This window comes from Cycloclasticus zancles 78-ME, assembly GCF_000442595.1.
GTDB classification, from domain to species: domain Bacteria; phylum Pseudomonadota; class Gammaproteobacteria; order Methylococcales; family Cycloclasticaceae; genus Cycloclasticus; species Cycloclasticus pugetii.
This window is the reverse complement of the sequence record NC_021917.1, coordinates 1,824,531-1,849,627: the sequence shown is the minus strand read 5'-3', so window position 1 is coordinate 1,849,627 and position 25,097 is coordinate 1,824,531. Positions and strand designations below refer to the sequence as shown.

24 protein-coding genes and 3 tRNA genes are annotated in these 25,097 nt (G+C 41.1%); 22 read left to right on the top strand and 5 right to left on the bottom strand.

The genetic code is table 11. From position 1 onward, the window contains the following. The first annotated feature begins 2 nt into the window (after window positions 1-2). A complete protein-coding gene (locus CYCME_RS08895) occupies window positions 3-1,682 on the top strand; it encodes a glutamine--tRNA ligase/YqeY domain fusion protein (protein ID WP_015005570.1) in 1,680 nt (559 codons plus the stop codon). A gap of 136 nt (window positions 1,683-1,818) precedes the next feature. Here CYCME_RS08895 and CYCME_RS08890 read toward each other — a convergent pair whose 3' ends face one another. From CYCME_RS08890 to CYCME_RS08880, 3 genes are all read right to left on the bottom strand, one after another. Then, window positions 1,819-2,484 (bottom strand): OmpW/AlkL family protein, encoded by a 666-nt coding sequence (locus CYCME_RS08890; RefSeq protein WP_020932803.1) that lies wholly within the window; start codon window positions 2,482-2,484, stop codon window positions 1,819-1,821. Between the two features lie 317 nt (window positions 2,485-2,801). Further along, window positions 2,802-3,344 (bottom strand): 3-phenylpropionate/cinnamic acid dioxygenase subunit beta, encoded by a 543-nt coding sequence (locus CYCME_RS08885; protein ID WP_020932802.1) that lies wholly within the window; start codon window positions 3,342-3,344, stop codon window positions 2,802-2,804. Between the two features lie 12 nt (window positions 3,345-3,356). Next, entirely contained in the window at window positions 3,357-4,664 is a 1,308-nt protein-coding gene (locus CYCME_RS08880) for an aromatic ring-hydroxylating dioxygenase subunit alpha (protein WP_015005573.1), read from the bottom strand. Between the two features lie 131 nt (window positions 4,665-4,795). Between CYCME_RS08880 and CYCME_RS13175 the strand changes: the two genes are divergently transcribed. The 7 genes from CYCME_RS13175 to CYCME_RS08850 all read left to right on the top strand — a co-directional run bounded on the left by CYCME_RS13175 (window position 4,796) and on the right by CYCME_RS08850 (window position 10,256). Next, the gene (locus tag CYCME_RS13175; RefSeq protein WP_020932801.1) at window positions 4,796-5,332 is read left to right on the top strand and encodes an alpha/beta fold hydrolase; all 537 of its coding nucleotides are present in this window, start codon (window positions 4,796-4,798) and stop codon (window positions 5,330-5,332) included. 47 nt (window positions 5,333-5,379) lie between these two features. After that, a complete protein-coding gene (locus CYCME_RS13170; protein ID WP_020932800.1) occupies window positions 5,380-5,664 on the top strand; it encodes an alpha/beta fold hydrolase in 285 nt (94 codons plus the stop codon). Window positions 5,665-5,797: 133 nt separating this feature from the next. Then, window positions 5,798-6,340 carry a zinc ribbon-containing protein gene (locus CYCME_RS08870; RefSeq protein ID WP_015005575.1) on the top strand — a complete coding sequence of 181 codons (543 nt, stop codon included), beginning with the start codon at window positions 5,798-5,800 and terminating at the stop codon, window positions 6,338-6,340. A gap of 181 nt (window positions 6,341-6,521) precedes the next feature. Next, complete coding sequence (locus CYCME_RS08865) at window positions 6,522-8,315, top strand: ABC transporter transmembrane domain-containing protein (protein WP_020932799.1); 1,794 nt, start codon at window positions 6,522-6,524, stop codon at window positions 8,313-8,315. A gap of 186 nt (window positions 8,316-8,501) precedes the next feature. Next, a complete protein-coding gene (locus CYCME_RS08860; protein WP_144276113.1) occupies window positions 8,502-8,750 on the top strand; it encodes a hypothetical protein in 249 nt (82 codons plus the stop codon). A gap of 98 nt (window positions 8,751-8,848) precedes the next feature. Next, window positions 8,849-9,412 carry a hypothetical protein gene (locus tag CYCME_RS08855; protein WP_020932797.1) on the top strand — a complete coding sequence of 188 codons (564 nt, stop codon included), beginning with the start codon at window positions 8,849-8,851 and terminating at the stop codon, window positions 9,410-9,412. Between the two features lie 31 nt (window positions 9,413-9,443). Continuing rightward, window positions 9,444-10,256, top strand: coding sequence for a hypothetical protein (locus CYCME_RS08850; protein ID WP_041932944.1), 813 nt, complete (start codon window positions 9,444-9,446; stop codon window positions 10,254-10,256). 276 nt (window positions 10,257-10,532) lie between these two features. Here CYCME_RS08850 and CYCME_RS08845 read toward each other — a convergent pair. Further along, window positions 10,533-10,608: transfer RNA gene (locus CYCME_RS08845), tRNA-Asn, on the bottom strand. A gap of 69 nt (window positions 10,609-10,677) precedes the next feature. Beyond that, window positions 10,678-11,868, bottom strand: a complete 1,191-nt coding sequence (locus CYCME_RS08840) for a pyridoxal phosphate-dependent aminotransferase (protein ID WP_020932795.1) — start codon at window positions 11,866-11,868, stop codon at window positions 10,678-10,680. Window positions 11,869-11,994: 126 nt separating this feature from the next. On the opposite strand from CYCME_RS08840, the gene uvrB reads away from it, so the two are divergent. The 14 genes from uvrB to CYCME_RS08770 all read left to right on the top strand — a co-directional run bounded on the left by uvrB (window position 11,995) and on the right by CYCME_RS08770 (window position 25,093). Continuing rightward, window positions 11,995-13,995 carry an excinuclease ABC subunit UvrB gene (gene uvrB, locus CYCME_RS08835; protein ID WP_015005581.1) on the top strand — a complete coding sequence of 667 codons (2,001 nt, stop codon included), beginning with the start codon at window positions 11,995-11,997 and terminating at the stop codon, window positions 13,993-13,995. Window positions 13,996-14,077: 82 nt separating this feature from the next. Next, window positions 14,078-14,154: transfer RNA gene (locus CYCME_RS08830), tRNA-Val, on the top strand. A 44-nt stretch (window positions 14,155-14,198) separates the two neighbouring features. Beyond that, complete coding sequence (gene thrS, locus CYCME_RS08825; protein ID WP_020932794.1) at window positions 14,199-16,118, top strand: threonine--tRNA ligase; 1,920 nt, start codon at window positions 14,199-14,201, stop codon at window positions 16,116-16,118. A 75-nt stretch (window positions 16,119-16,193) separates the two neighbouring features. Continuing rightward, a complete protein-coding gene (gene infC / locus CYCME_RS08820) occupies window positions 16,194-16,721 on the top strand; it encodes a translation initiation factor IF-3 (RefSeq protein ID WP_223253239.1) in 528 nt (175 codons plus the stop codon). Between the two features lie 12 nt (window positions 16,722-16,733). Next, window positions 16,734-16,931 carry a 50S ribosomal protein L35 gene (gene rpmI / locus CYCME_RS08815; protein ID WP_015005584.1) on the top strand — a complete coding sequence of 66 codons (198 nt, stop codon included), beginning with the start codon at window positions 16,734-16,736 and terminating at the stop codon, window positions 16,929-16,931. A gap of 24 nt (window positions 16,932-16,955) precedes the next feature. Next, window positions 16,956-17,309 carry a 50S ribosomal protein L20 gene (gene rplT, locus CYCME_RS08810; RefSeq protein ID WP_015005585.1) on the top strand — a complete coding sequence of 118 codons (354 nt, stop codon included), beginning with the start codon at window positions 16,956-16,958 and terminating at the stop codon, window positions 17,307-17,309. A 133-nt stretch (window positions 17,310-17,442) separates the two neighbouring features. Beyond that, window positions 17,443-18,462, top strand: coding sequence for a phenylalanine--tRNA ligase subunit alpha (pheS, locus tag CYCME_RS08805; protein ID WP_015005586.1), 1,020 nt, complete (start codon window positions 17,443-17,445; stop codon window positions 18,460-18,462). A 20-nt stretch (window positions 18,463-18,482) separates the two neighbouring features. Further along, complete coding sequence (pheT, locus tag CYCME_RS08800; RefSeq protein WP_020932793.1) at window positions 18,483-20,861, top strand: phenylalanine--tRNA ligase subunit beta; 2,379 nt, start codon at window positions 18,483-18,485, stop codon at window positions 20,859-20,861. A gap of 4 nt (window positions 20,862-20,865) precedes the next feature. Continuing rightward, window positions 20,866-21,165 (top strand): integration host factor subunit alpha, encoded by a 300-nt coding sequence (locus tag CYCME_RS08795; RefSeq protein ID WP_015005588.1) that lies wholly within the window; start codon window positions 20,866-20,868, stop codon window positions 21,163-21,165. Further along, window positions 21,146-21,499, top strand: a complete 354-nt coding sequence (locus tag CYCME_RS08790) for a MerR family transcriptional regulator (RefSeq protein ID WP_015005589.1) — start codon at window positions 21,146-21,148, stop codon at window positions 21,497-21,499. The genes CYCME_RS08795 and CYCME_RS08790 overlap by 20 nt, the downstream gene beginning before the upstream one ends. Before the next feature lie 12 nt (window positions 21,500-21,511). Then, window positions 21,512-21,588 (top strand) — tRNA-Pro (locus tag CYCME_RS08785). A gap of 809 nt (window positions 21,589-22,397) precedes the next feature. Next, on the top strand, window positions 22,398-22,787 hold the full coding sequence (locus CYCME_RS08780) for a BlaI/MecI/CopY family transcriptional regulator (protein WP_020932792.1): 390 nt from the start codon (window positions 22,398-22,400) through the stop codon (window positions 22,785-22,787). Window positions 22,788-22,861: 74 nt separating this feature from the next. Continuing rightward, window positions 22,862-23,755 carry a M56 family metallopeptidase gene (locus CYCME_RS08775; protein ID WP_189244273.1) on the top strand — a complete coding sequence of 298 codons (894 nt, stop codon included), beginning with the start codon at window positions 22,862-22,864 and terminating at the stop codon, window positions 23,753-23,755. Window positions 23,756-23,764: 9 nt separating this feature from the next. Then, window positions 23,765-25,093 (top strand): TolC family protein, encoded by a 1,329-nt coding sequence (locus CYCME_RS08770; RefSeq protein ID WP_016389605.1) that lies wholly within the window; start codon window positions 23,765-23,767, stop codon window positions 25,091-25,093. The last annotated feature ends 4 nt before the right edge of the window (window positions 25,094-25,097 follow it).

Sequence of the window (25,097 nt, the reverse complement as noted above, 5' to 3'; positions counted from 1 at the left end):
CGATGAATGATAAGAAGATTGAGTCAAGCCCGAGTAATTTTATACGTACTATTATCGATGCCGATATAGCGTCGGGCAAGCATCAGCAAGTCATCACACGTTTTCCGCCCGAGCCAAATGGCTATTTGCATATTGGGCACGCAAAATCTATTTGTCTTAATTTTGGTATTTCACAAGACTACAACAATTCTGTTTGTCATTTACGGTTTGATGATACAAACCCCGGTAAAGAAAAGTCAGAGTATATTGATGCTATTAAAGAAGATGTGCAATGGCTCGGTTTCGATTGGGGAGAGAACCTTCACCATACCTCTGACTACTTTGATCAACTGTATGCCTATGCAGTTCAGCTGATAAAAAAAGGCAAGGCATATGTAGATAGCTTGTCTGCAGAAGACATTCGGCTTTACCGAGGTAATTTGACGGAACCCGGTAAAAATAGCCCATTTAGGGAGCGGTCTATTGATGAGAACATCGATTTATTAGAACGCATGAAAAATGGGGAGTTTGCTGAAGGTGAGCATTTATTACGTGCAAAAATTGATATGGCCGCACCGAATATCAATATGCGTGACCCAGCCATTTACCGCATTAAAAATATGTCACACCCTATGACGGGTAATAAGTGGCATATCTACCCAATGTACGATTTTGCTCATTGTGTATCAGATGCCATTGAAGGCATTACACACTCGCTTTGTACGCTTGAATTTGAAGATCACCGTCCTTTGTATGATTGGTTTTTAGATGAATTGCAAACGCCAGTACACCCACAACAGATTGAGTTTTCTCGTTTAAACCTCGATTACACGGTTATGAGCAAACGTAAACTGCACGAATTAGTAGAGGGCGGTTATGTTAATGGCTGGGATGACCCGCGTTTACCAACGCTAAGCGGAATGCGTCGACGCGGTTATACGGCCAATGCTATACGTGATTTTTGTTCACGAATTGGGGTTACCAAAAAAGATAATATTGTTGAAATGAGCGTGTTAGAAAACTCATTACGAGAAGATTTAGATGATAACTCGCCCAGAGCATTGGCGGTTTTAGACCCTATTAAGTTAGTTATTGATAACTACCCAGAAGATCAAGAAGAAATATTACGTGGCGTCAATCATCCCAAAAAGCCGGAGCAGGGGCAGCGTGATATTCCTTTCTCCAAGGTGTTATATATTGAACGAAGCGACTACATGGAAGGTGCTCCAAAGAAATTTTTCCGCTTAACCGAAGGCCGTGAAGTGAGGCTGCGCTTTGCTTACTATGTCACGTGCACCCATGTTGTGAAAGATGCAAACGGTGAGGTAACAGAAGTTCACTGTACCTACGACCCTGAAACGCGCGGTGGAAAGTCGGAAGATGGTCGTAAGGTAAAAGGCACCATTCATTGGGTATCAGCAAAACACTCAGTTAACGCAGAAGTCAGGCAATACGATCGTTTGTTTAGCATTCCTGCGCCAGCCTCAGAAAGTGATCAGGACTATAAAACGTTTATTAATAACGAGTCAGTACAGGTACTAAAAAATTGCCAGCTAGAAGCATCGTTATCCACTGCGGGATCATCAGCTTATCAATTTGAACGTCAAGGGTATTTTTGCCAAGACAGTGTGGACTCAACACCAGAAAACCTTGTGTTTAATCGAATTGTAACGCTGAGAGATTCTTGGGCTAAAAAGAAGTAAATGGGTTGTTACTAAACAAGGAAACAGTGTTAATCACCAAGTCATCTGGTGAATAAATGCTTGGCTGAAAAAACAGTGTATTTAAAAAGCCCAACCGCCGATGGCGCTTGGGCTTTTTAAGGTGACAACATTTTTTTTAGAATGTCCGGCCTATACCAATACCCCAAACGATAGGGTCTATATCAATATCTACTTTGATATTGGCGCCATTTTTAATATGCGCATCCGCTTCGATATCAATGTACTTAACATCAAAGTTAACAAACCAAGTGTCATTCAGGTCAATATCAACACCTGCTTGTGCAGCAAGTCCCCATGAATCATCTATCTCAAGGTCTGCTCCGGGTGCATCTAAAGCCCCTTTTACAGTCGAGTCAAAGAAGTGAGTATAGTTAATACCGGCGCCTACATAAGGGCGGATATTTGATGTTGGTGCAAAATGATATTGCAAGGTTAGAGTAGGTGGTAATACTTTAGTATCGCCAATTTGGTTTAAGCCACCTAAAGAACCACCAGCATCAACTTTATGCTCGGTGTACGCTAAAATCAGCTCTAAACCCCAATGAGGATCGAGCATATAGGTAAAGTCTAGCTCTGGCATAATGTCTGAATCAACAGACGCGCCACTGCCAGCTACCGATGCGCCATTTATACTGACACTGCTACTGTCGTCTTGAGGGTCAACACTAATAATTCGACCTCGAACAATTAGGTCACCCGTTTCATAAGATAACGAAGGTGTTGCTATAACAGTTAAACCTAAGGCCGCACATAAAACAGTCGTGTTTTTGATAAGCTTCATTCATCCATCTCCATAGTTAAGAATTGTTAAAAGCCAAAGCGGCTAATGACAAATATCTTAGTAAAGAGGCTGTGTTTTCTTCTATGATCTATATCAGAGATCGGCGAAATGCATCTCTACAGAGGGGTGAACGCTAATTAAAATGAGATGAGTCAATTTTTTTAAAAAAATGACGGCAAAAACTTAGTGCTTAAAGCTCTAATAGTTAAGGTTTATGGCCCTGATTTTTTACAGGTGGTTATCATTCATAAGGTTGCGTTGTTAAGGCATTGGCTGAAAAACCACCTGTAAAAATTTAACAGGCTATTGGGTTGTTTTTATAAGAAAACGTTAAGGTTTTTGCTTAATAACGAGGTGAAGTCAGGTGTTATTTTGCGTTTAGCAACCTTAAAAGAACCATCGGCTTCGCGTAAGAGATCATCCCGTTTGGCAAGTAACCAATACTCTTCACGCTCTAATCTGCTTCTGTAAACTAATGTATTAGATCGCACCTTGATTTCACCTGCGGCGTCGCCTAGCTCCACTTCAACATTAGAAACAATATGTCGATAGCGTGTGCGCGGGTCTTCTGCCCAAGCGGCGCCACTATGAAGCCTTGCCACACGTAATTGTAAACTGGGCAAGGTTTCATTGTAATGGTTCATATTGCTGGTTGAATCGGGTTTTTCATCCTTGCGAAACACGCTTTCTCTTGCGGGCATCCAGTACTGTAAGTCTTCCGCTAGCATCGAAAACCAAGTTTCATAGTCTTCATCGTCTAATGCGCGTGCTTCTTGATTATAAAATTGGTTTACTTTATACCAAAGTAACATTTGATCAGTATCAGTCATTTTAGTTTGTGTGTTTGTTGTTGTAGTCATCTGAATTACCCTTTAACGGAACTTAGGAATATCGTCCCAAGAATCGGCGCTTAAATAGTCCATCCAGCGTTGATAAAACGCTAATTGATTAACATCGCTGTACATTGGTTTACTGATGTTGCCAGGTAATTCGGGGTCATCTCGGCGACTGGTTCCTGATCTTAATCCATAGTGCAGGCTTTGTTTTCGGGTTACAACGCCTTCATTGGCTTGAGTAGCATTTTCCCAGTTTTCACCATCGTCCATTTCAAAAATACCACTGGGTGAAAAGGTCATTACACAGGCGTTTTGAACAATTTCCCTGATATGGTCAGGCATGCTTTTGTTAACCATCGTCCAAGCACGTAATTCAAATTGTCTTGGGCCCTTTGGTAACCAAGTTCTCATGGTGTTAATGCCGGGTAAAAATGAAAAATTGGGGAAAACCGTTGCCGATATAACCGAGCCATATAATTTACGAGCACGAAGCTCACCAAGGCGTTTAGCCATGTTTTTACGCTCATTCTCAAAGTATTCGACCAACGTTGGGTCACCACTGGATATAAGTGCTAAAGTGCCCACACCATCGGTGCCGCCTTCCCAGCCATGGCCATTTGCGTTGGCATGAAAAGATTCAGGGTCGACTGGCATGTACTCAGGTACTTCGCCACCTTTACTAACCGCTCTTGTGCCTGAGGCATGTGTCCAACCAACATGAAGTGAGTCGCCAACAAAGTTTTCGGCACCGAACTTCCAGTTAGCGTTGTACATATTCTTGATGCAACCACCAATAAATTCGGTTCCTTCTTCGGTTTGGTCAAGAATAACATCTAAATACCAGCGAAAATCGCCCAAAAAGTCTTCTAGTCTGGGTGCTTCATCGTCAAAACAAGCAAATACCAATCCTTTATAGGTTTCAACACGTGCATTTTGTAAACCGTGTTCAGCTTTATTAATATACCCTTCGTAATGCGTTTCTTCATGCATCCCCAATAGGGCGCCATCGGTGCCAAAAGCCCATCCATGATAATTACAAGTAAACTGCCTAGCTTGCCCGCGGTCTGCAAAGCAAATACGGTTGCCACGATGAGTGCATGAATTGGTAAACACATGGATATTGCCATCTTTGTGGCGAGAAACAATCACGTTATCTTGTCCCATATAAGTAGTAACAAAATCACCTGTGTTTTTTACCTGACTTTCATGAGCGACAAATAACCATGATTTAGCAAATAGTTTTTCGAGCTCCAGCTGGTAAATCCAATCTTCCCAAAAAATACGTCGGTCGATGCGACCATTTTGTAGATCAACCATAGACTTAAGTTCTTCAATCCGGCTCATTTGTCTTATTCTCCAGTGTGTTGTATTTAAATTTAAACCAAACTATCATTAGTTTTAACTTTATAAGAATATCTTAATATTGGATGTTCAACAACAAATCAGCAAACACAATTTAAAATAAGGAGAACACAATGAGCAGTATCTGGACAGATCTTATGGGCGTTGAGTACAGCCAGAAATATTACGATGTTAAGGGTATTAAAACCCGTGTTATAGAGGCAGGTAGTGGTCCCGTTTTAATTTTTTTACATGGAACCGGCGGGCATGCTGAGGCCTACGTTAGAAATATTGAAGAACACGCGAAACACTTTCATGTTTATGCCTACGACATGATTGGTCACGGCTATACAGATAGACCCGACTGTGAATACGATATGGATGATTTTGTTGAACATTTGGTTAACTTTATCGACACAATAGGGGCGGATAAAGTGTATTTGTCTGGTGAGTCGTTAGGGGCAATGGTGGCATCGTGGACAGCTATAAAACACCCTGAAAGAGTTATTAAACTAGTACAAAATACGGGCATCCTAATGGCACCAAACTGTGAAGGGAAAGCCGAATTAGCCGATGCGCTGGAACGTTCAAAAAAAGCAGCGGGTCAATTAACTAAAGAGATCGTGCGAGCTAGAATGAGCTGGTTGATGGCTGAGCCTGAAAAACATTAACTGACGAGATTATAGATGTTCGTTATCAAATCTATGATCAGCCCGGTATGTTGCCGGTGATGGGGAAAATTGCCAATAGTATTTTAGGGGGTGTTATTAATGATCAATGGTGCGATAAATGGGTTAACCCTGAATCCATGCGCAACATTCAATGCCCTACATTGGTTTTATGGACACGACACAACCCAGGTCAGCCTGTTGAGTTAGCGCAAGAAGGCATGAAGAAAATTCCTAATGCACGGATGATTATTTTGGAACAAAGCGCGCATTGGCCGCAATGGGAAGAACCAGAAGAGTTCAATAAACTGCATTTAGAATTCTTGCTCGAATAATTCAACTTTATCGCTCTGTGTTAAGAGAGGTGGCGCTAAGGTAATAATCGCAAAAAATTGCGATAAATCATTTCGTTTGTTTCTTTGTGTGTTATTTTTTAGTAAAGCGAGTCGCCTTTCTATAGGCGACTTTTTGAAAACTAAACCGGAGAATGAAATGAAAAACCAACAAAGCAGTGATTTTATTGATGTACTCGGTGCAGTTTACGAAAGACTATTTGAACAGGTTGTCGAGGGCTTTCATAAAGCGGAAAAAGCCTCTGCACCGGTGCTTCATCAACTAATAGATGATGCAAAAGAAGAAGCCGTTAAGCTCGAAAAGGTTACTAGGGATGAAGGCGAAAAGTTAGCTCAATGGTTAAAGCAAGATATTCATGAAGCGGCTCATTACCTTACAGAAACAGGGCAAGAGTTAGAAGACTGGCTTGGTTTTGAAAGCAATATCTTGCAAAGTGTAGCCTTAGAAAAGCTACTTAAAACGGCAGATAAGGCAACGGTACAAATGTTGGCGCTAAAAATGGAATTGGCCCGGCGCATGACTCCACACACGGGTGAAGTAACAGGGGCAGGTACGCTGGTGTGTGATAAATGCGGCGAGAAACTACATTTCCATAAAGCCGGCAAAATCCCTCCTTGTCCAAAATGCCACGCCACTGAGTTTCACCGTGGGCATTAAATAATTCCTGTCTGGCTTAAAGAGGCTTATTGCTCATAACCAGCAAGGTAAGATAGAACCATTTTCATACCTTAATGGGGCGGTTGATTAGTGGTAAGCCTTAACAAGGCCGGTGGTCACTAACTGGGTATTTGTTATGCCTTAAACCCCCAAATAATTTTAAGAGAGAAAGTTTCAGCTAATGGCGCAAGCAAATAATTCGGATCAACCAAACAGCGCCAAACCAAAACGCGTTATCTCATTAAAAGATTTATGGCCTTTTTTAAGGCCTTATCGCTTACAGCTGGCTATTGCTTTTGTCTTATTAAGCTTGGCGTCTGCCACCTTATTGTTAGTACCCTTAGCCTTTCGTGATTTAATTGATGTAGGCTTTGGTAATAACGATGCTACAACCCCCGCTATTAATATTAATACCAAGTTTGGTGTACTGTTTGGCTTGGCTGCTTTTTGGGCGCTGATGGTAGCTTCGCGCTTTTATGTGGTTTCATGGATAGGTGAGCGAGTAACGGTAGACTTACGTAGCGGGGTGTATGCCCGTGTACTAAGGCAATCACCACAGTTTTTTGAAACGCTACAAACCGGTGAGGTACTGTCGCGCTTAACTGGCGATACAACGCTTATTCAAACGGTTGTCGGTAGTTCGGCATCCATGGGCCTACGCAGCTTGTTTCAGTTTACGGGCGGTATGATCATGCTAGCGGTCACCAGCTTTTACTTGTTTTCGATCAATATTGGATTAATGATCTGTTTGATTTTTCCCATTATCTTAATTGGTCGCTCAGTCAAAAAGCTGTCACGTGAGTCGCAAGATCGTATTGCCGACAGCTCCGCCATGGCGGGTGAAATTTTAAACGCCATGCCCACGGTGCAATCGAATACACAAGAAACGCGAGAAATTGATCGTTTTACCCAGAGCGCACAGTTGAGCTTTTTAGCCGCAATGCGCAGAACAAAGGTAAGAGCCTTATTGACGGCGGTGATTATTACAGCCGTGATGGGTACGATAATTTTTGTATTGTGGCTAGGTGCGCGCCAAGTCAGTGAGGGCATAATGACCGGTGGCGAACTCGCCTCATTCGTCTTATATGCCGCCATGGTGGCTGGTAGCGTTAGCACCATAGCGCAGGTATGGGGCGACATTATGCGCGCAGCAGGCGCCACCGAGCGATTACTTGAATTGCTGCATGCAGAAACAGCCATTACCGATACGCCAACCCCAGTACCATTAGCCAGTGTATCTCAGGCCGATATTCAATTTACCGACGTCACATTTTACTATCCATCACGGCCAGCTAACCCCGCTTTAAATAACGTAAGCTTGCATATTAACGCAGGGGAAACCCTTGCCTTAGTAGGGCCATCCGGCGCCGGTAAAACCACCATTTTTCAATTATTGTTAAGGTTTTACGAAACGCAAAGTGGCAGCATTGCCATCAATGGTCAAGCAATTAATGAGATTAGCTTAGATGACTTACGGCGCTTAATAGCCATTGTCCCGCAAGACCCAGTTATATTTTCTGCCAATGTATTAGAAAACATTCGTTACGGGCAGCCCAATGCCACCGATGAAGCAGTAATCGCCGCGGCCAATGCCGCCCAAGTTGCGCCATTTATTCCGCAACTACCCGATGGTTACAACACCTTCCTGGGTGAACGCGGTACACGTTTATCGGGTGGGCAACGGCAACGCATTGCCATCGCCCGCGCGATACTAAAAAACGCACCTATTTTATTATTAGACGAAGCCACCAGCGCATTGGATGCAGAATCTGAAATACTCGTACAAGAAGGGCTTAATGCCGCCATGCAAAATAGAACCACGCTGATTATTGCCCACCGCTTAGCCACGGTACAAAAGGCCGATAAAATTGTCGTTATGGAAAATGGCGAAGTAGTAGAAACAGGCGATGCGACCGAATTACGCAAAAAAGGTGGTTTGTACGCAAGGCTTGCTGAATTGCAGTTTGAAGGTTAATTGTAAGGGGTAATTTATTAATCAAGCTGGCCGACCCCTTGATTCTCCTTCCGTGCTATGGGGGTTTTTGATCATAGCGTTTTTGAGCCTATAGGTGTTGATGGACACTTTACAGCTGAAAGAGAGCGGATGTGGGCGTTACACGAAAAGCATGTAACTTCAGGCATGGCTCCCGGAGCGGTATATATGAGTAATCCAATAATGACTTCGGGACACCCAACGTATTTAACTAGGCTGTGTGACTATTACGCTCAGATTATTAGAAATAATGACCCCATGCTTGATGAAAGACATTTTATAAACGACCTTTATGGTCAAGGTGGGTTGTCACATCCAGATAAGTACAATTTTGAATGGCGGATGGACAGTCTTGATTTAGGGTTGCTTGATAAGAAAAATGATGTTTTCTTCAGTATACATAAAGGGCATATGTAGCATAGTTAGAAACTTTGTATAACAATCGTGGGCATGCGGGCAAATTTTTTGCTGCGCTACAAATTTGCTGAAAAGCGCTAAGTTTAGTTCTTTAAAATATGACACCAGAGCAACTACATATTTACACGGAAGAAACATATATTCATGCGCAATTAGCGTTGTCGAATTATCAAACGTTTAGGAATATTGTTGATAACCCAGATACCCGGCAACATAAGGAGGCATGGATGTATCTTCAAAGTTTTTTGTCACATTTTGGAATGGTTTCTAAATTGTTATTTGCTCCAACAGGTAACAGGCGCGCAAAAGACCGCGCAACCGAACTTAGTGCACATTTAGAAACAAGTAATGTTAGTGCTCTAAACAATAGGGATGCCAGAAATGCTGTAGAGCACCTTGATGAAAGAATGGATAATTGGCTGGATGCCGACCACAAAGGGATACTAGAAAATATATTCGAAGCGGAAAAAGACTTTGCTTATCTATCTCCTGATAGGTGGATTGTTCGTAGAGTCTTTATTTTGGCTGAGTCCTTGTTTGTTACTGAAGAGCGAGAAGGGCCTAAGAAAATGGAAATTTTGCCTTTAATTGAGGAGTTGAATAGGCTGAATGATCTATGTTATCTAAAACTGAATAGTGAAAACCCATATTATATAATTTAATCAAACCTCGGTTAACAATGGAAATACAGACATGAAAAATAAATCAGGGTGGGTATTCGGCACATTAATGATATTGATAGTGCTTACTATATTTTTCTTCATGGGCTTATCAGTTGGCCTAGGTTCACAAGGAGACCTTGTCTTATCTAGTGATACTCTTTCAGCATGGGTGTCAGCGCTGGCAACGGTATGTATAGCAATATTGACTATTTTCCTAGCAAAAGAAACGTGGGCGTTACGGCAGGTTCAACTGTCTCAAATAGAGCAAATTAGAAAGGATTCCATTAAGCCAAATGTTGACATATACCTAAAGTCATCACATGCGGGGTTTAACTTTATGGACGTTTATATTATTAATAATGGATTTGGGGTGGCTCAGAATATTAAATTCAACTTTGCCAATAAAAATTCACAAGCGGAAGATGTGTTCCAAGAGTTGAATAAGAAATATGAAAAGCTTTCTATGTTGGCAAATGGCATATCTTCTCTAGGCGCAGGAGATAAGCGGTCAAGCTTCATATTTAGCTTTATTGAACTACATGCCTCATTTGGTGATAGGGCGCTCGAATATCAATCAGAAGTTGATATACGGTACCAAGATAATGAAGGTAAAGACTATGTGTCGCGCGCATATTTTAACTTTTCTGAATACAAAGGTATTACTGAGTTAGGCGATGGTGACCCGCTTCGTAAAATATCTAGAATTCTCGAAAAAATACAAAAAGACATTGGGCATTTTTCGAGTGGTTTTAAAAAACTAAAGGCGGATATTTATACAAGTGATGATCGAGAAAGAGAAAGGGAGGAATGGGAAGAGGATAGAAAACAAAATGAAAATAGCTAACAAATAGCTTGTTCGGCTTCTCAACCACGTGAGCAAGAAAAAGCATAACCAGTTGAGGCTGATGCCCAATAAATAAAAAACTATATTTGACATGCCATGATGCCGGTTCAGCACATAGAAATACACATGAGCATTTAGTTATTATTACTTAGGCTGAAATCACGGGGGTGGGTGGTAGTGACTAATCATTATCTTAGACAGAGCTAATTTAAAAGTAGCCCCTGAGTAGCCCCCAATAAAAAAGCCCTAGCGTTTTCACGCTAAGGCTTTGATATATGGCTCCTCCGACTGGACTCGAACCAGTGACCCAATGATTAACAGTCATTTGCTCTACCAACTGAGCTACAGAGGAATTGTTCAGGTCGCGTATCTTACGAAACGCGGCTGTTTTGGTCAATAGCTAATAAGCTTTAAAACACATTTAATTGTCGTTTAGTAACTTTGCTATTCGATCCATGGCGTTTACTAGGTTATCCATGCTGGTTGCAATGGATATACGCATGTGACCATTAAGCCCAAAAGCTGAACCGGGAACAAGCGCGACGCCTGCCTTTTCAAGAATATATTCAGCTAAGTCTACATCGTTGTCGATGCTGTCCATGCGATTCAGTATGGCGTTGAAATCAGGGAAGCAGTAAAACGTTCCGTCAGATGAGATGCAGCTGACGCCATTTATTTGGTTCAGTTGTTCTACAACATAATCGTGGCGTTCTTTAAAGGCGACGAGCATTTCACCGATGCAAGATTGATCTCCTTCTAGTGCGGCTTGCGCAGCGTATTGTGAGATAGATGTTGGGTTTGATGTGCTTTGCGACTGAATCTTCTTCATCGCTTTGATCAGCTCGCTAGGGCCTGCTGCGTAACCAATGCGCCAACCAGTCATGGAGTAGGCTTTTGATACACCATTAAGCACAATAGTTTGGTCGTATAGTGCTGGGCACGCCATAACGATGTTGCTGAAAGGCTCGTCAGTCCAAAGGATGTGTTCGTACATATCGTCGGTCGCGATGAGGATATGTGGGTGTTTGACCAACACATCGCCCAGTGCTGCTAATTCGTCATTGGTATAGGCTTTACCACTTGGGTTTGATGGGCTGTTGATCACAACAAGTTTGGTTTTTTCGGTGATGGCAGCCTCAAGCTGTTCAGGGGTAATTTTAAAAGCTTGATCTTGGCCTGCTTGAACGATGACCGGTACGCCACCTGCCAATAAACTCATATCAGGGTACGACACCCAATACGGTGCAGGAATAATAACTTCATCGCCATCGTCTAATAAGGCTTGAGCTAAGTTGAAAAAGCTTTGTTTACCACCGCATGAGACAAGAATTTGGTCGGCTTGATAATCAAGACCATTGTCGCGTTTTAATTTATTGATAATGGCATCTTTAAGTTCAACCGTGCCATCAACGGCTGTGTATTTGGTTTTACCTGCATTAATAGCGTCTTTAGCGGCTTGTTTGATATGCTCTGGTGTATCAAAGTCAGGCTCGCCTGCGCCTAGGCCGATGATGTCTTGTCCGGCTGCGCGTAAGGAAGCCGCTCTTGCTGTTACAGCAAGTGTTGGAGAAGGTTTTATGCGTTGTACGCGTTGTGACAGTTTAATGCTCATTTGTTATAGCCTCTATGAATAAAATTCAGCTTAAATGGGGTGTTGACAGCTTTTTTAGAATAAAATTAAGTATTTGGTCCCCTAAAGACAGTATTCTACTAGATGCTGCGTTCCCAGATAATCCCTATGAATAAAAAATTCGAAATTCACTCATCTTTTAAACCAGCAGGCGATCAACCAAAGGCGATTAAAGCGCTGGTTGAGGGAGTTAATCATGGCGAAGCGAATCAAACCTTATTAGGGGTAACAGGCTCAGGTAAAACTTTTACGATGGTGCATACCATCGCAGAGCTACAACGGCCTGCTTTGGTGTTGGTGCATAATAAAACGCTGGCCGCGCAGTTGTATGGCGAGCTTAAAGAGTTTTTACCCGATAATGCGGTTGAATATTTTGTGTCGTATTACGATTACTATCAGCCAGAAGCCTATATGCCGGCATCAGATACCTTTATAGATAAAGATGCGTCATTAAATGAGCACATTCAGCAAATGCGCTTGTCTGCGACTAAAGCACTGATGGAACGCAAGGATGCGGTGATTGTTGCGAGTGTTTCTTGTATATATGGCTTAGGTGATCCGGAACTATATTTTAGTATGATTTTGCATTTATCTCGTGGTGAGCGGGTGAGTCAGCGCGAGATTATTCGTCAGTTAACAGACATGCAATACAAGCGGAATGATGTTGAATTACTTCGGGCAACGTATCGAGTAAGAGGGGATGTGATTGATATATTTCCTGCCGAGTCAGACCAAGATGCGCTGCGTGTGGAATTGTTTGATGATGAAATTGAGCGTTTGTCGTTGTTTGATCCATTAACCGGTGAAATTATCCAACGCATACCGCGTTACACAATTTTCCCTATTTCTCATTATGTAACCCCGCGCGAAACCATTTTAGAAGCGATAGAGAAAATAAAATCTGAATTGGCAATTCGCTTAGAACAGTTACGTTCGTTAAATAAACTGGTTGAGGCGCAACGGTTAGAAGAACGTACAAAGTTTGATTTGGAAATGATGCGTGAAATTGGCTACTGTTCGGGGATTGAAAATTACTCACGTTATCTATCCGGTAGAAAGCCTAATGAGGCGCCGCCCACGTTATTTGATTATTTGCCAGATAATGCCTTGCTCTTTATTGATGAGTCACATGTGACGGTGCCGCAAGTAGGGGCGATGTATAAAGGTGATCGTTCAAGAAAAGAAACGTTGGTTGAATATGGCTTCCGTTTGCCATCTGCGTTAGATAATCGGCCGATGCGCTTTGAAGAGTTTGAAGCGAAAGCGCCTCAAACGATTTATATTTCAGCGACACCTGCTAAGTATGAAATCGAGCGCTCGGGGGCGGTGGTGGAGCAAGTTGTTAGGCCAACAGGCTTACTTGACCCGATTATTGAAGTAAGGCCGGCCACAACACAAGTGGATGACCTGTTGTCAGAAATTAAAAAACGAGTGGCAGTTGAAGAGCGTGTGTTGGTTACAACGCTAACAAAACGAATGTCTGAAGATTTAACCGATTACTTAATGGAGCACGGGGTAAAGGTTCGCTATCTGCATTCTGATATTGAAACGGTTGAACGGGTAGAAATTATTCGTGATCTTCGTTTGGGTATATTTGATGTGTTAATTGGTATTAACTTATTACGTGAAGGCTTGGATATTCCAGAAGTGTCCTTAGTAGCTATTTTAGATGCAGACAAAGAGGGATTTTTGCGATCTGAGGTGTCTATGATTCAAACAATAGGGCGTGCGGCAAGGAATGTAAAAGGAAAGAGTATTTTATATGCCGATAAAATAACACGGTCAATGCAACGGGCGATGGATGAGACCAGTCGCCGCAGGGAAACTCAGCAGGCGTTTAATGAAAAGCACGGAATTAGCCCAACCGGAATCATTAAAAAGGTCACCGATATCATGGAAGGGACGGCCCGATCTCAGCGAAGTACAATGAAAAAAGTAGCTGATGAAGCGGCAAAATATCAAGCCTTATCACCAGCTCAAATGGCTAAAAAAATAAAAGAATTAGAAGCGAAAATGTATCAACATTCACGAGATTTAGAGTTTGAGGAAGCCGCTAAAGTACGGGATGAGGTGAATGAGTTACAAAATCAGATGGTTTTGAATAGCTAGCATTGGCAAATTAAATAAACTGATAGCTTCACTAACGAGGCAACATTCAGTACAATGCGCGGTCTTAAGAAAATTGGCTTGCAGGCGCGTAGCTCAGTTGGTTAGAGCGCATCCTTGACATGGATGAGGTCGGTGGTTCGAATCCACTCGTGCCTACCAATTTTTAACACCAAATTCAAACATCAAAACACAAAGGTTCTAACGTGCCAGTTATTACATTACCGGATGGAAGTCAGCGCGAATTTTCACAAGCAGTTAGCGTGCTGGACGTGGCCGCTGATATTGGCGCAGGCTTGGCAAAAGCAACCTTAGCAGGGAAGGTGAATGATGTATTAGTTGATGGTTCTTATTTAATAGAGCAAGACTCAACGCTAGCGATTGTGACCGCAAGAGATGAAGACGGTCTTGAGATTATTCGCCATTCAACCGCACATTTATTAGCACAAGCAGTTAAGCAGCTGTTTCCATCGGCTCAAGTCACCATAGGCCCGGTTATTGATAATGGTTTTTTCTATGATTTTGCATTTGAGCGTTCGTTTACGCCAGATGACCTTGAAAAAATTGAAAAGAAAATGTCTGAACTGGCAGAGCAATCTATACCGGTTGAGCGTTTTGAGCTGTCTCGTGATGATGCAGTAACGTTTTTTAGAGACAAAAACGAGGAATACAAAGCACAAATTATTGAAAGCATTCCGCAAGATGAAGTGTTGTCACTTTATAAACAAGGTGATTTCACTGATTTATGTAGAGGGCCGCATGTACCAAATACTGGTAGTTTAAAAGCGTTTAAACTAACTAAACTGGCTGGTGCGTATTGGCGTGGTGATTCTAATAATGAAATGCTTCAGCGTGTATATGGCACGGCTTGGGGCGATAAAAAGGCGCTGAAAAAGTACCTGCATAGAATAGAAGAAGCTGAAAAGCGTGATCATCGTAAGATTTCTAAATCACTGGATTTGTTTCATATTCAAGAAGAAGCACCAGGGATGATTTTTTGGCACGATGCAGGCTTAAGTGTTTATAGAACAATTGAGCAATATATTCGTTCTAAACTACAAGACAATAATTACGTAGAGGTACGTACACCGCAATTAGTGGATAAGTCATTGTGGGAAAAATCAGGTCACTGGGAAAAATTCCGTGATGATATGTTTACCGTAGACTCGGATAACCACGAGTATGCTGTTAAACCAATGAATTGCCCATGTCATGTGCAAATATATAACCAAGGCTTAAAAAGCTACCGTGACTTGCCCTTAAGAATGGCCGAGTTTGGTTCGTGTCATCGTAATGAGCCATCAGGTACCTTACATGGACTGATGCGTTTGCGTAACTTTATTCAAGATGATGCGCATATATTCTGTACAGAAGATCAGGTTCAATCAGAGGTGTCTGATTTTATTGACCTGTTGTTTGAAGTGTATGCGGATTTTGGTTTTACCGACATTCTTATCAAGTTATCTACACGCCCTGAAAAAAGAGTAGGCTCTGATGAGGTTTGGGATAAGTCTGAAAAAGCTTTAGAAGAGGCCTTAAATGCAAAAGGCTTAGACTGGGAATTACAACCGGGTGAGGGTGCCTTCTATGGGCCTAAAATTGAGTTCTCACTGAAAGACTGCTTAGATCGTGTTTGGCAATGTGGCACCATCCAAGTGGATTTTTCAATGCCGGGTCGTTTAGATGCGCAATTTATTGCAGAGGATGGTTCAAGACAATCGCCGGTTATGTTGCACAGAGCGATTTTGGGTTCTTTGGAGCGTTTTATTGGCATTTTAATAGAAGAATATGCGGGTAAATTTCCTGTGTGGTTGGCACCGACCCAAGTCGTTTTAATGTCAATTACGGATAAAATTGACGAATATGCGACCTCAATTGCAAAAATCCTTCAAAAACAAGGCATCAGAGTCAAATTAGACTTGAGAAATGAGAAGATCGGCTTTAAAATTCGCGAGCATACTTTAAAACGCATTCCGTATCTCATCGTTATCGGTGACAAAGAAGTAGAAAATAACGAGTTGGCAGTGCGTTCGTTAAGTGGAAAAAACCTGGGTCATTTCAATCCTGAGGACTTTATTTCGTTAGTAACCAAAAATGTTACTGAACGAAATGCATTAGAGTCTTAAGTTTTTGCACAAGGTGCATTAGCGTACGTTGCTAATATTAGAAATGGCTTAATTTAGCGTTAAAAATTTTCGGAGATTGTTAAGATCGCAACAAAAAGAGTAAGAGTAAACGAAGAGATTACAATACCAAGTGTAAGACTCATCGATCATGAGGGTGAGAAAGTAGGTGTTGTTACACTAGAACAAGCGATGAGCTTGGCGGCTGAAGTCGATTTAGATTTGGTTGAAGTTTCTCCAACAGCTAAACCACCTGTCTGTAAAATAATGGACTATGGTAAGTTTAAATTCGAGGCTAGCAAGAAATTGCAGGCATCGAAAAAGAAACAAAAAAATGTTCAGGTTAAAGAGATTAAGTTTAGACCTGGAACCGATATTGGTGATTACAACGTAAAATTACGTAATCTGCGTTCATTTTTAGAGAACGGTGATAAAACCAAAATCACAGTAAGATTTCGCGGTAGAGAAATGGCCCATAGAGAGTTAGGTATGGAGTTGTTAAATCGCGTAGAAAAAGATTTAGAAGAATTAGCCTTGGTCGAACAGCGGCCAAAGTTTGAAGGCCGCCAAATGGTAATGGTTATGGCGCCGAAAAAAATTAATTAACGGAGTATTGTAATGCCAAAGATGAAGTCAAATAGCGGAGCATCCAAACGTTTTAAGAAAACGGGTACGGGCGCTTTTAAATGTAAGCAAGCTCACTTGCGTCACATTTTGACCAAAAAAACCACTAAACGTAAACGTCAACTACGTAAAGCATCACTGATTCACGCTTCAGATATGAAAAGCGTGACTCGTATGTTGCCGTATAGTTAATTTTAAGATTTTCGAGGATAAGAAATGCCAAGAGTAAAACGCGGTGTTGTTGCTAGAGCAAGACACAAAAAAGTATTAAAACAAGCAAAAGGATACTATGGAGCACGTAGCCGTATTTATCGTGTTGCTAAACAAGCGGTGATTAAAGCGGGTCAATATGCCTACCGAGATCGTCGTCAAAGAAAACGTCAATTCCGTGCTTTATGGATTGCACGTATTAATGCTGGTGCCCGTAGCTGTGGTTTGTCATACAGCCGTTTTATGAATGGCCTTAAAAAAGCATCCATCGGTTTGGATAGAAAAGTATTAGCTGATCTAGCAGTGTTTGATAAAGATGCGTTTTCGCAATTAGTAGCGACTGCAAAATCTAACCTGTAGAAACAGCTTTTGGGTAATTAACATTACCCACATATTTTTTATACTGTATTGACTACAAGCTGATAGTGAGTCGTGAGGGAAAGGTCTAGAGGCCTTTCCCTTATTTATTTGGATTAAATAAAAAGATAACAACGTGGAAAATTCATTAGAAAACATTGTTAAGCAAGCGCAAAAAGAATTAGCTGATGCGTCATCTCTTTCAGTTGTTGAAGAAATTCGAGTTACTTACCTAGGTAAAAAAGGTGTATTTACGCGCCAAATGAAAACGCTGGGCAAGCTATCTGCTGAAGAAAGGCCAAAGGTTGGTGCCGTTATCAACCAAGCTAAACAAGAATTTCAAGCGCACTTAGAACAGCGTAAGGTACAACTTGAAAATGAATTATTAGCAAAGCGCTTAATAGAAGAAACTATTGATGTGACCTTACCTGGCCGTGGCCAATCAGTGGGTGGTGTTCACCCTGTGACAAGAACGATGCGCCGTATTGAACAGATTTTTAATCGTGTTGGTTTTGATGTGGCAACTGGGCCTGAAGTGGAAGATGATTTTCATAATTTTGAGGCATTGAATATTCCTTCTCATCATCCTGCACGAGCCATGCACGATACTTTTTATTTTGATGAGCATACCTTATTAAGAACACATACATCACCTGTTCAAATTAGAGTGATGGAAAATCAACAACCGCCACTTAAAGTGATAGCGCCGGGTCGTGTTTATCGTTGTGATTCAGATATTACGCACACACCCATGTTCCACCAGGTTGAAGGCTTTGTTGTAGATAAAGATATTAACTTTGCCGACTTAAAAGGTGTTATTAGTGCGTTTCTAAAGGCCTTTTTTGAAAAAGATGTCAAAGTAAGGTTTAGACCCTCCTATTTTCCATTTACAGAACCCTCTGCTGAAGTAGATATTGAATGTGTGATGTGTGAAGGTGAAGGTTGTCGTGTATGCGGGCATACCGGTTGGTTAGAGGTATTGGGCTGTGGAATGATTCACCCAGAAGTATTTCGTCATATCAACATTGATGCAGACCAATTTACCGGCTTTGCTTTTGGTATGGGTGTAGAAAGACTGACCATGCTTCGGTATAAAATCAATGACTTACGGTTATTTTTTGAAAATGATCTTAAATTCTTAAAACAGTTTAATTAAGCTTAAATAAGGACTCATAAATGTTAGTAAATGAAGCATGGCTTAAAGAGTTTGTTGACTATTCAATTCCAACGAATGAATTGACAGAAAAATTAACAATGGCTGGCTTAGAAGTAGACTCTGTAGAAGCGGCTGCGGCTGAGTTTACCGGCGTGTTAGTAGGTGAAGTATTATCAGTTCAAGCACACCCAAATGCGGATAAATTACGCCTTTGTAAAGTCTCTATTGGGCAAGAAGAACCTTTAGATATTGTTTGTGGTGCGAGTAATGTTAGAACTTCGTTACGGATTCCTGTGGCAACTGTTGGTGCCGTCTTACCCGGTAATTTCAAAATCAAACCATCAAAGTTACGTGGTGAGCCTTCTAATGGCATGTTATGTTCCGAAGAAGAGCTTGGCCTCGCTGATTCAGCTGATGGGTTGATGGAGCTACCAAGTGATGCGCCGATTGGAACTGATATTCGGGACTATTTACAACTTGACGACACGATTATCGAAGTAGATTTAACGCCAAATCGTGCCGATTGCTTAAGCGTGGAAGGTGTTGCGCGTGAAATTTCTTGTTTTGCTAAACAGCCTGTCAAAAACAAACCAGCACCAAAAATAGAAACTTCAATAAACGACCATAAAAATGTAAACGTTGAGGCTACTATAGATTGCCCTCGTTACCTAGGTCGTGTGATTAAAGGCTTAGATCGTTCAGCACAAACACCTATCTGGATGCAGGAAAAATTGCGTCGATGTGGTCAGCGTAGTTTAGGTCCGTTAGTGGATGTGACAAATTATGTTCTATTGGAATTAGGGCAACCGCTTCACGCATTTGATTTAGCTAAAATCGATGGTGACATTGTTGTTAGACATGCGAGAGAAAAGGAATCTCTAAGGCTATTAAACGAACAACAAGTTGAGTTAGATGAGAGTGTGCTGGTTATTGCAGACCAACATAAAGCCTTGGCTTTTGCTGGTGTGATGGGTGGTGAAGCGTCAGCAGTTAATGACGAAACAACAGATATATTCTTAGAATGTGCATTTTTTAGTCCTCTGTCAATTGCGGGTAAATCTAGAAAGTTTGGCTTACATACAGATTCATCACACCGGTTTGAGCGTGGTGTAGACCCAGAGCTTTGTTACCGTGCATTAGATCGGGCGATTGAATTGTTGACCGATATTGCTGGCGGGCAAGTAGGGCCATTAACGGACGCATCGTCAACCAAAACGCTTCCGGTTAATAAAGCAGTGCCTTTTAGGTTTCAAAGAGTGCAGCGTGTGCTGGGTATAGAACTTGATGAAAATACAGTCGAAGCATACTTTGATAGCTTGGGAATGATTGTTAATAAGACGGCAAGTGAGTGGTTTGTTACAGCACCAAGTTATCGATTTGATATTGCAATTGAAGCAGACTTGATAGAAGAGGTGGCACGCTTATATGGCTACGATAATCTGCCACAAAATGAATTAACCGTTTCGGGTACTTTAACAGCCATTGAAGAGCAGTTGCAGCCCCTAGACAGGATTAAAGACTTACTGGTTGATTTAGGGTATCAAGAAGCGGTTACATACAGTTTTACAGATGACTCGTCGCTCAAGCTGTTGACTCCTCAGGATGATGTGTACCGATTACAGAATCCAATATCGGCTGATTTGTCTGTTATGCGTACAACCTTATGGGCTGGCTTATTAAAAGCAATGGATGCAAACATTAAACGTAATGAAGAAACAATACGTTTTTTTGAAACAGGCTTAAAATTCACGGTTAAAGATGGGCAGCTAGTGCAAGAGCAAATGTTGTCTATATTAGCGACAGGACTCGCTCAGCCAGAACAGTGGGGTGAGTCATCTAGAAGCATTGATTTTTATGATGTTAAACACGATATAGAAGCTATTTTATCGTTGAATGGCAGTTTGTCAGACTACCAGTTTAAACCGGCTAAGCACGAAGCTTTACACCCGGGACAAACAGCAGAGCTGATTAATAATTCAGGGGAGCATGTTGGTTATATTGGTTTATTACACCCAGCTTTGGAAGGTGAGTTTAATATTAAGAAACCAGTGTATTTAGTAGAACTAAAACAATCTCTGATTCAGACAAAACAGATACCAGAATTTCAAGCAGTGTCAAAATATCCAGCGGTAAGACGTGACCTAGCACTCATTGTGGATGAAAAGTTCCACGTAAATGAAATGGTCGGCTATATTACTAAGCAATACACGCTTGTTAATGAGGTTATTGTGTTTGATATTTACCAAGGCAAGGGAGTAGAAACTGGTAGAAAAAGTGTTGCTTTGGGCTTGATTTTACAGGATAAATCTAAGACACTAGTTGAGCAAGATGTTGAGGAACTCATTAATGAATTGCTCGCTAATCTTAATAATTTATTTAATGCTCAGCTAAGGGAATAAAAAAATGTCATTAACGAAAGCTGATTTAACAGAGCAATTATTTGACGAGTTAGGTCTCAATAAACGAGAAGCTAAAGAGATCGTTGAGCAAATGTTTGAAGCAATAAAGGAATCGTTAGAAAAAGGTGAGCAAGTTAAAATTTCAGGATTTGGAAATTTTGAACTTAAAGACAAAGAGGCTCGACCTGGACGAAATCCAAAAACAGGCGAAGATGTATCTATTTCTGCAAGAAGGGTGGTTACTCTTAGAGCAGGTCAAAAACTTAAAGACAGAGTAGAAGCATATGCTGGAACCCAGTCATAACAATGAGTTGCCGGCGATACCGGCGAAACGTTATTTCACTATTGGTGAAGTGAGTGAGTTATGTGCTGTAAAACCCCATGTACTAAGGTATTGGGAGCAAGAGTTCTCACAACTAGAGCCGGTAAAACGCCGTGGTAATCGTCGTTATTATCAACGTAAAGATGTTGTGCTGATAAGGCAAATTCGTGGGCTGCTTTATGAGGATGGTTACACTATTGGTGGCGCTCGTTCACACCTTTCAGGTGAAAGTTCACAAAAAGACACCTCACAGACAAAAATAGAAATTCAGCAAATAAAAGCTGAATTAGAAGAAATTTTAGACATACTCAAGTAATTTTAATTCCATCGGGGCGTAGCGCAGCCTGGTAGCGCACCAGTATGGGGTACTGGTGGTCGGAGGTTCAAATCCTCTCGCCCCGACCAAATTTACTAACTTATTCAATAAGTTACGTCTATACTAAAACCTTGATAATACAAGATTGTCTAACCTTTCACCTAAAATAAGTCACTTTTGCAACAGCACTAGCAAAGCCACTAAGCCACTAAGGTAATTAGCTTTTCCAGTTCCAACGTTGAAGCTTTTATTATCAGCGTGTTTCTTAGCGTAAGAGGCAGAATGTGTTCCCATGTGCCATCCATCAGCAAGTAGAACCATTGAGCCAGATATGGTACCAACGGTAATTTCAAATGAGGGTAGTAAGCCAAAATGCTATCTTTACTTTTTTATCACTATGATTATTATCAATACCGAAATCATGTGAATGATTCCACTGAATACTGTTATCGTCTTGAACTGTTGCTCCTAACTATAATTTTATTGCGTATTAATACACTGTACCCTCAGGATATTATCTAAAGTAAGCGTAATATGTCTCATGCAACCATTGGTAAAAAAGTTACTAACTCGTGCCCAGAAGGTTAAAGGACTGGTATTAGCTCTAGAAAACAGCTTAGAGGGAGAGCCTGACTGCATGAAAGTTTGCTTCAGATTGAGGCTATATAAGGTGCAGTTAATGGACTAATGAAATAAGTACTGGAAGATGATTTGTGATAACTTTTGGGTGGGGAAGATATGTCACAGGAGCAGCGAACGGAAGAAGTAGAGCAGGTAACCTCAGTTTTAAAAAGTTATTTGAAGTAAATCTCTTAATACCTTTTTAAAAAACCGATTGTTAATCGGTTTTTGTGCTACAATTTTATAAATTATCTTCATAGGCTTGGTTAAATAAAAAATGTTTCTTGGCGAATTGGAAAAATTAGTTCTTCAGTACCTATGGGAAACAGAATCTGCTGATGCGAAACAGGTCTTTGCCTACTTTGAGAAAAGTCGTGGTGGCACACTCAATACAATTCAGAGCACCCTAGATCGCCTGTTTAAAAAAGGATTGTTGGCGCGAGAGAAGCATGGGCACGCATTTCAATACCGTGCGGCAGTCGATCGTGATGTTTTCATTGGGCGATTAATTACTAATATTTCGAGTGACTTCGGTTCAAGTGGCGAGAATATGTTGCTCGCGGCATTTAATTCGCTGTCGAATGGGATGGATGAGAAACAATTAGATGAGCTAGAGCGGTTAATAGATGAGCGGCGTTTAAAAGCAAATTCGGATAGACAAATATGATACTAGGTGATTGGGGGCTAGCACTTAATATACTCACGATTGCTATTCTAAGCGTTTGTTTTACAGTGTTCTTAATGTCATTATTTATTAATAGGTTAGAAGGTTTATTGTTGCGGTTTGATGCCTCAAGTCGATCACTTTTACTTTGGTTTATTGTTATTTTGCCTTGGTTTGTAAGTTGTGCCTGTGTAGCTGTATTAGTATTTCCAGAATTATTTATATGGAAAACTCTACCATTCACATCGCCTTTACATTGGCATCATATTTACACCTTTCCTCTTGTGAGCTGGCATGGAGCTACTTTAGTGCTATTTAGCTTTTTATGTCTATTTTTGATGCTAACGAAGTTGCTTAAAGCCTTAAAGATTACATCGCATTTAAATCAACTCAAGGATTTTTTAAATCCGGCTACTTTGCCTAATGGGTGTGTACTCATTGAATCTCAAGAAATTAGTGCATTCACCTCGGGGTTTTTTAGGCCACAGGCTTATATTACACGTGGGCTGTGCGACCTCCTAAGTAAAGAAGAGAGTTTTATTGTTCAACAACATGAGCTTGCGCATGCTAAGTATGCGCACCCCCTTAAAAAATATATCTTTTCACTTTTTGCATTGTTTTTCCCACAGCGTGTCGAAAATAAACTGAATGATTCTTACGCACTTTCGCTTGAACAGTTAGCTGATGACACTGTGTTAAAACAGACGCTTGATGTCACTTTAATTTCAAAAACCATTCTAAGGGTTGTTCGCTTGCAAGGGGGGGTCCGTGTTAATCAAAGAGAGTTTATCGCAGATTGCGCCTTCACTGCGCACCCATCGGCGCTGAGAATTAAATATTTATTAAATGATAATAAAGGCCGTTCTTTCCCATATCTATTTGTATTTATATCAACACTAACTGTTTTAGCTATTAACTCATTTTCAGTTGATTATATTCATCATTCTTTCGAACACTTATTTAGCCATTAAGGAAACATAATGCTTCTTATCCAATATAAACATGTGCCCAAAAAACCGACCTTTAATCGGTTTTTTGGGCATCGGTTATCTGTCCATGTAGGACTATTGTTTGCAATATATATAGCCGTATCCACTCCTGTATATGCGGCTGATTATTTAGAAAAGTCGCTTTCAATGCAAGAAGCGATTTCACGAAGTCTTAGCCTACATCCAGAGCTTGCAAGCATTGGTTATCGGATAAAAAGCGCAGAAGGTGATATTAAGTACGCCGCCGTTGGCCAAAAACCAGAACTGTCCCTGGCAGTAGAAGATGCTTTAGGTACCGGTGATTATTCAGGCTTAGATAATGCTCAATCTACGTTAAGTATTGGTTGGATTTTAGATGAGGGGTTATCAGGTAGTCGAGTTGGGAAATACCAAGTAAGAAAAACGCTTATAGAGATAGAGAGGGATATCAAACGATTTGATATTGCTGCACAAACTGCGCACCAATTTTCAACCGTGCTTGCTCTTCAGGAAAATTTATCTATTGCTAAGAGAGCGCAGCAACATACAAAAGTGATTCTTTTCGATATTGTGAAACGTGTTAAAGCAGGAAAAGCCCCTGTTGCAGATCAACTTCGTGCGGAGGTTGATCAGGAGCGCCGCGAGCTTGAGGTCGAAGACATCACACATGAATTATTATCTGCAAAAAAAATCTTGGTATCTAAGTGGGGAGAGACTGACATAGATTTCATATCAGCAGTGGGTTCATTGGATACTTCAAGGGCATTAGTTGATTTTGCAAAGTTAGAAAAATCTATAAAAACCACACCAAAAATGCGGTACTTCTTAACGCAACAACGACTTGTTGATAGTGAGATTATTTTGGCAAAAGAAGAGGCTAAAAATAGATTACGTTTCGATGCTGGGGTCAGGCGTTATGAGCGAGAAGAGGATTACAGCCTAACGTTCGGGGTGTCGTTACCGATTGGAAAACCTAGTCGAAATCAAGGGAAAATTTCAGCATTAACTGCGGACAAAGACAGTTATCAAGCGGATGCTAATGCTACCAAAACTCAACTTCTCACTAAAATATTTGTGCTCTATGAGGAGCTGAAACACGGGCATCACATTATAGAGTCTATTGAAAACAAAATTATGCCACGCCTTGAGCGGGCATTAAAAGAAACCCAAAAGGCTTATCAAATTGGAAAATACAGCTATCAGGAGTGGTCAGTAGTTCAGCAAGAAGTACTCGATACGCAGCTAGCACTTGTTGATGCTCGTTTGAAAGCGCATAACAATATGGTTGAGCTGGAGCGCTTAACGGGGTTATCGCTCTTAAGCCGTAAAGTAGCTCAGTAATAAA

Bases quoted from the DNA above. Each gene is read 5' to 3' on its own strand.
- CYCME_RS08860 (WP_144276113.1), top strand. From the start codon at position 8,502: ATGAGTAATCCAATAATGACTTCGGGACACCCAACGTATTTAACTAGG.
- CYCME_RS08790 (WP_015005589.1), top strand. From the start codon at position 21,146: ATGCTGGAACCCAGTCATAACAATGAGTTGCCGGCGATACCGGCGAAA.
- CYCME_RS08885 (WP_020932802.1), bottom strand. From the start codon at position 3,344: ATGACTACAACAACAAACACACAAACTAAAATGACTGATACTGATCAA.
- CYCME_RS08855 (WP_020932797.1), top strand. From the start codon at position 8,849: ATGACACCAGAGCAACTACATATTTACACGGAAGAAACATATATTCAT.
- CYCME_RS08895 (WP_015005570.1), top strand. From the start codon at position 3: ATGAATGATAAGAAGATTGAGTCAAGCCCGAGTAATTTTATACGTACT.
- CYCME_RS08890 (WP_020932803.1), bottom strand. From the start codon at position 2,484: ATGAAGCTTATCAAAAACACGACTGTTTTATGTGCGGCCTTAGGTTTA.
- CYCME_RS08880 (WP_015005573.1), bottom strand. From the start codon at position 4,664: ATGAGCCGGATTGAAGAACTTAAGTCTATGGTTGATCTACAAAATGGT.
- CYCME_RS13175 (WP_020932801.1), top strand. From the start codon at position 4,796: ATGAGCAGTATCTGGACAGATCTTATGGGCGTTGAGTACAGCCAGAAA.
- CYCME_RS08775 (WP_189244273.1), top strand. From the start codon at position 22,862: ATGTCATTATTTATTAATAGGTTAGAAGGTTTATTGTTGCGGTTTGAT.
- CYCME_RS08770 (WP_016389605.1), top strand. From the start codon at position 23,765: ATGCTTCTTATCCAATATAAACATGTGCCCAAAAAACCGACCTTTAAT.
- uvrB (WP_015005581.1), top strand. From the start codon at position 11,995: ATGAATAAAAAATTCGAAATTCACTCATCTTTTAAACCAGCAGGCGAT.
- CYCME_RS08780 (WP_020932792.1), top strand. From the start codon at position 22,398: ATGTTTCTTGGCGAATTGGAAAAATTAGTTCTTCAGTACCTATGGGAA.
- CYCME_RS08850 (WP_041932944.1), top strand. From the start codon at position 9,444: ATGAAAAATAAATCAGGGTGGGTATTCGGCACATTAATGATATTGATA.
- CYCME_RS08840 (WP_020932795.1), bottom strand. From the start codon at position 11,868: ATGAGCATTAAACTGTCACAACGCGTACAACGCATAAAACCTTCTCCA.
- rpmI (WP_015005584.1), top strand. From the start codon at position 16,734: ATGCCAAAGATGAAGTCAAATAGCGGAGCATCCAAACGTTTTAAGAAA.
- CYCME_RS08795 (WP_015005588.1), top strand. From the start codon at position 20,866: ATGTCATTAACGAAAGCTGATTTAACAGAGCAATTATTTGACGAGTTA.
- rplT (WP_015005585.1), top strand. From the start codon at position 16,956: ATGCCAAGAGTAAAACGCGGTGTTGTTGCTAGAGCAAGACACAAAAAA.
- pheT (WP_020932793.1), top strand. From the start codon at position 18,483: ATGTTAGTAAATGAAGCATGGCTTAAAGAGTTTGTTGACTATTCAATT.
- CYCME_RS08865 (WP_020932799.1), top strand. From the start codon at position 6,522: ATGGCGCAAGCAAATAATTCGGATCAACCAAACAGCGCCAAACCAAAA.
- CYCME_RS13170 (WP_020932800.1), top strand. From the start codon at position 5,380: ATGTTGCCGGTGATGGGGAAAATTGCCAATAGTATTTTAGGGGGTGTT.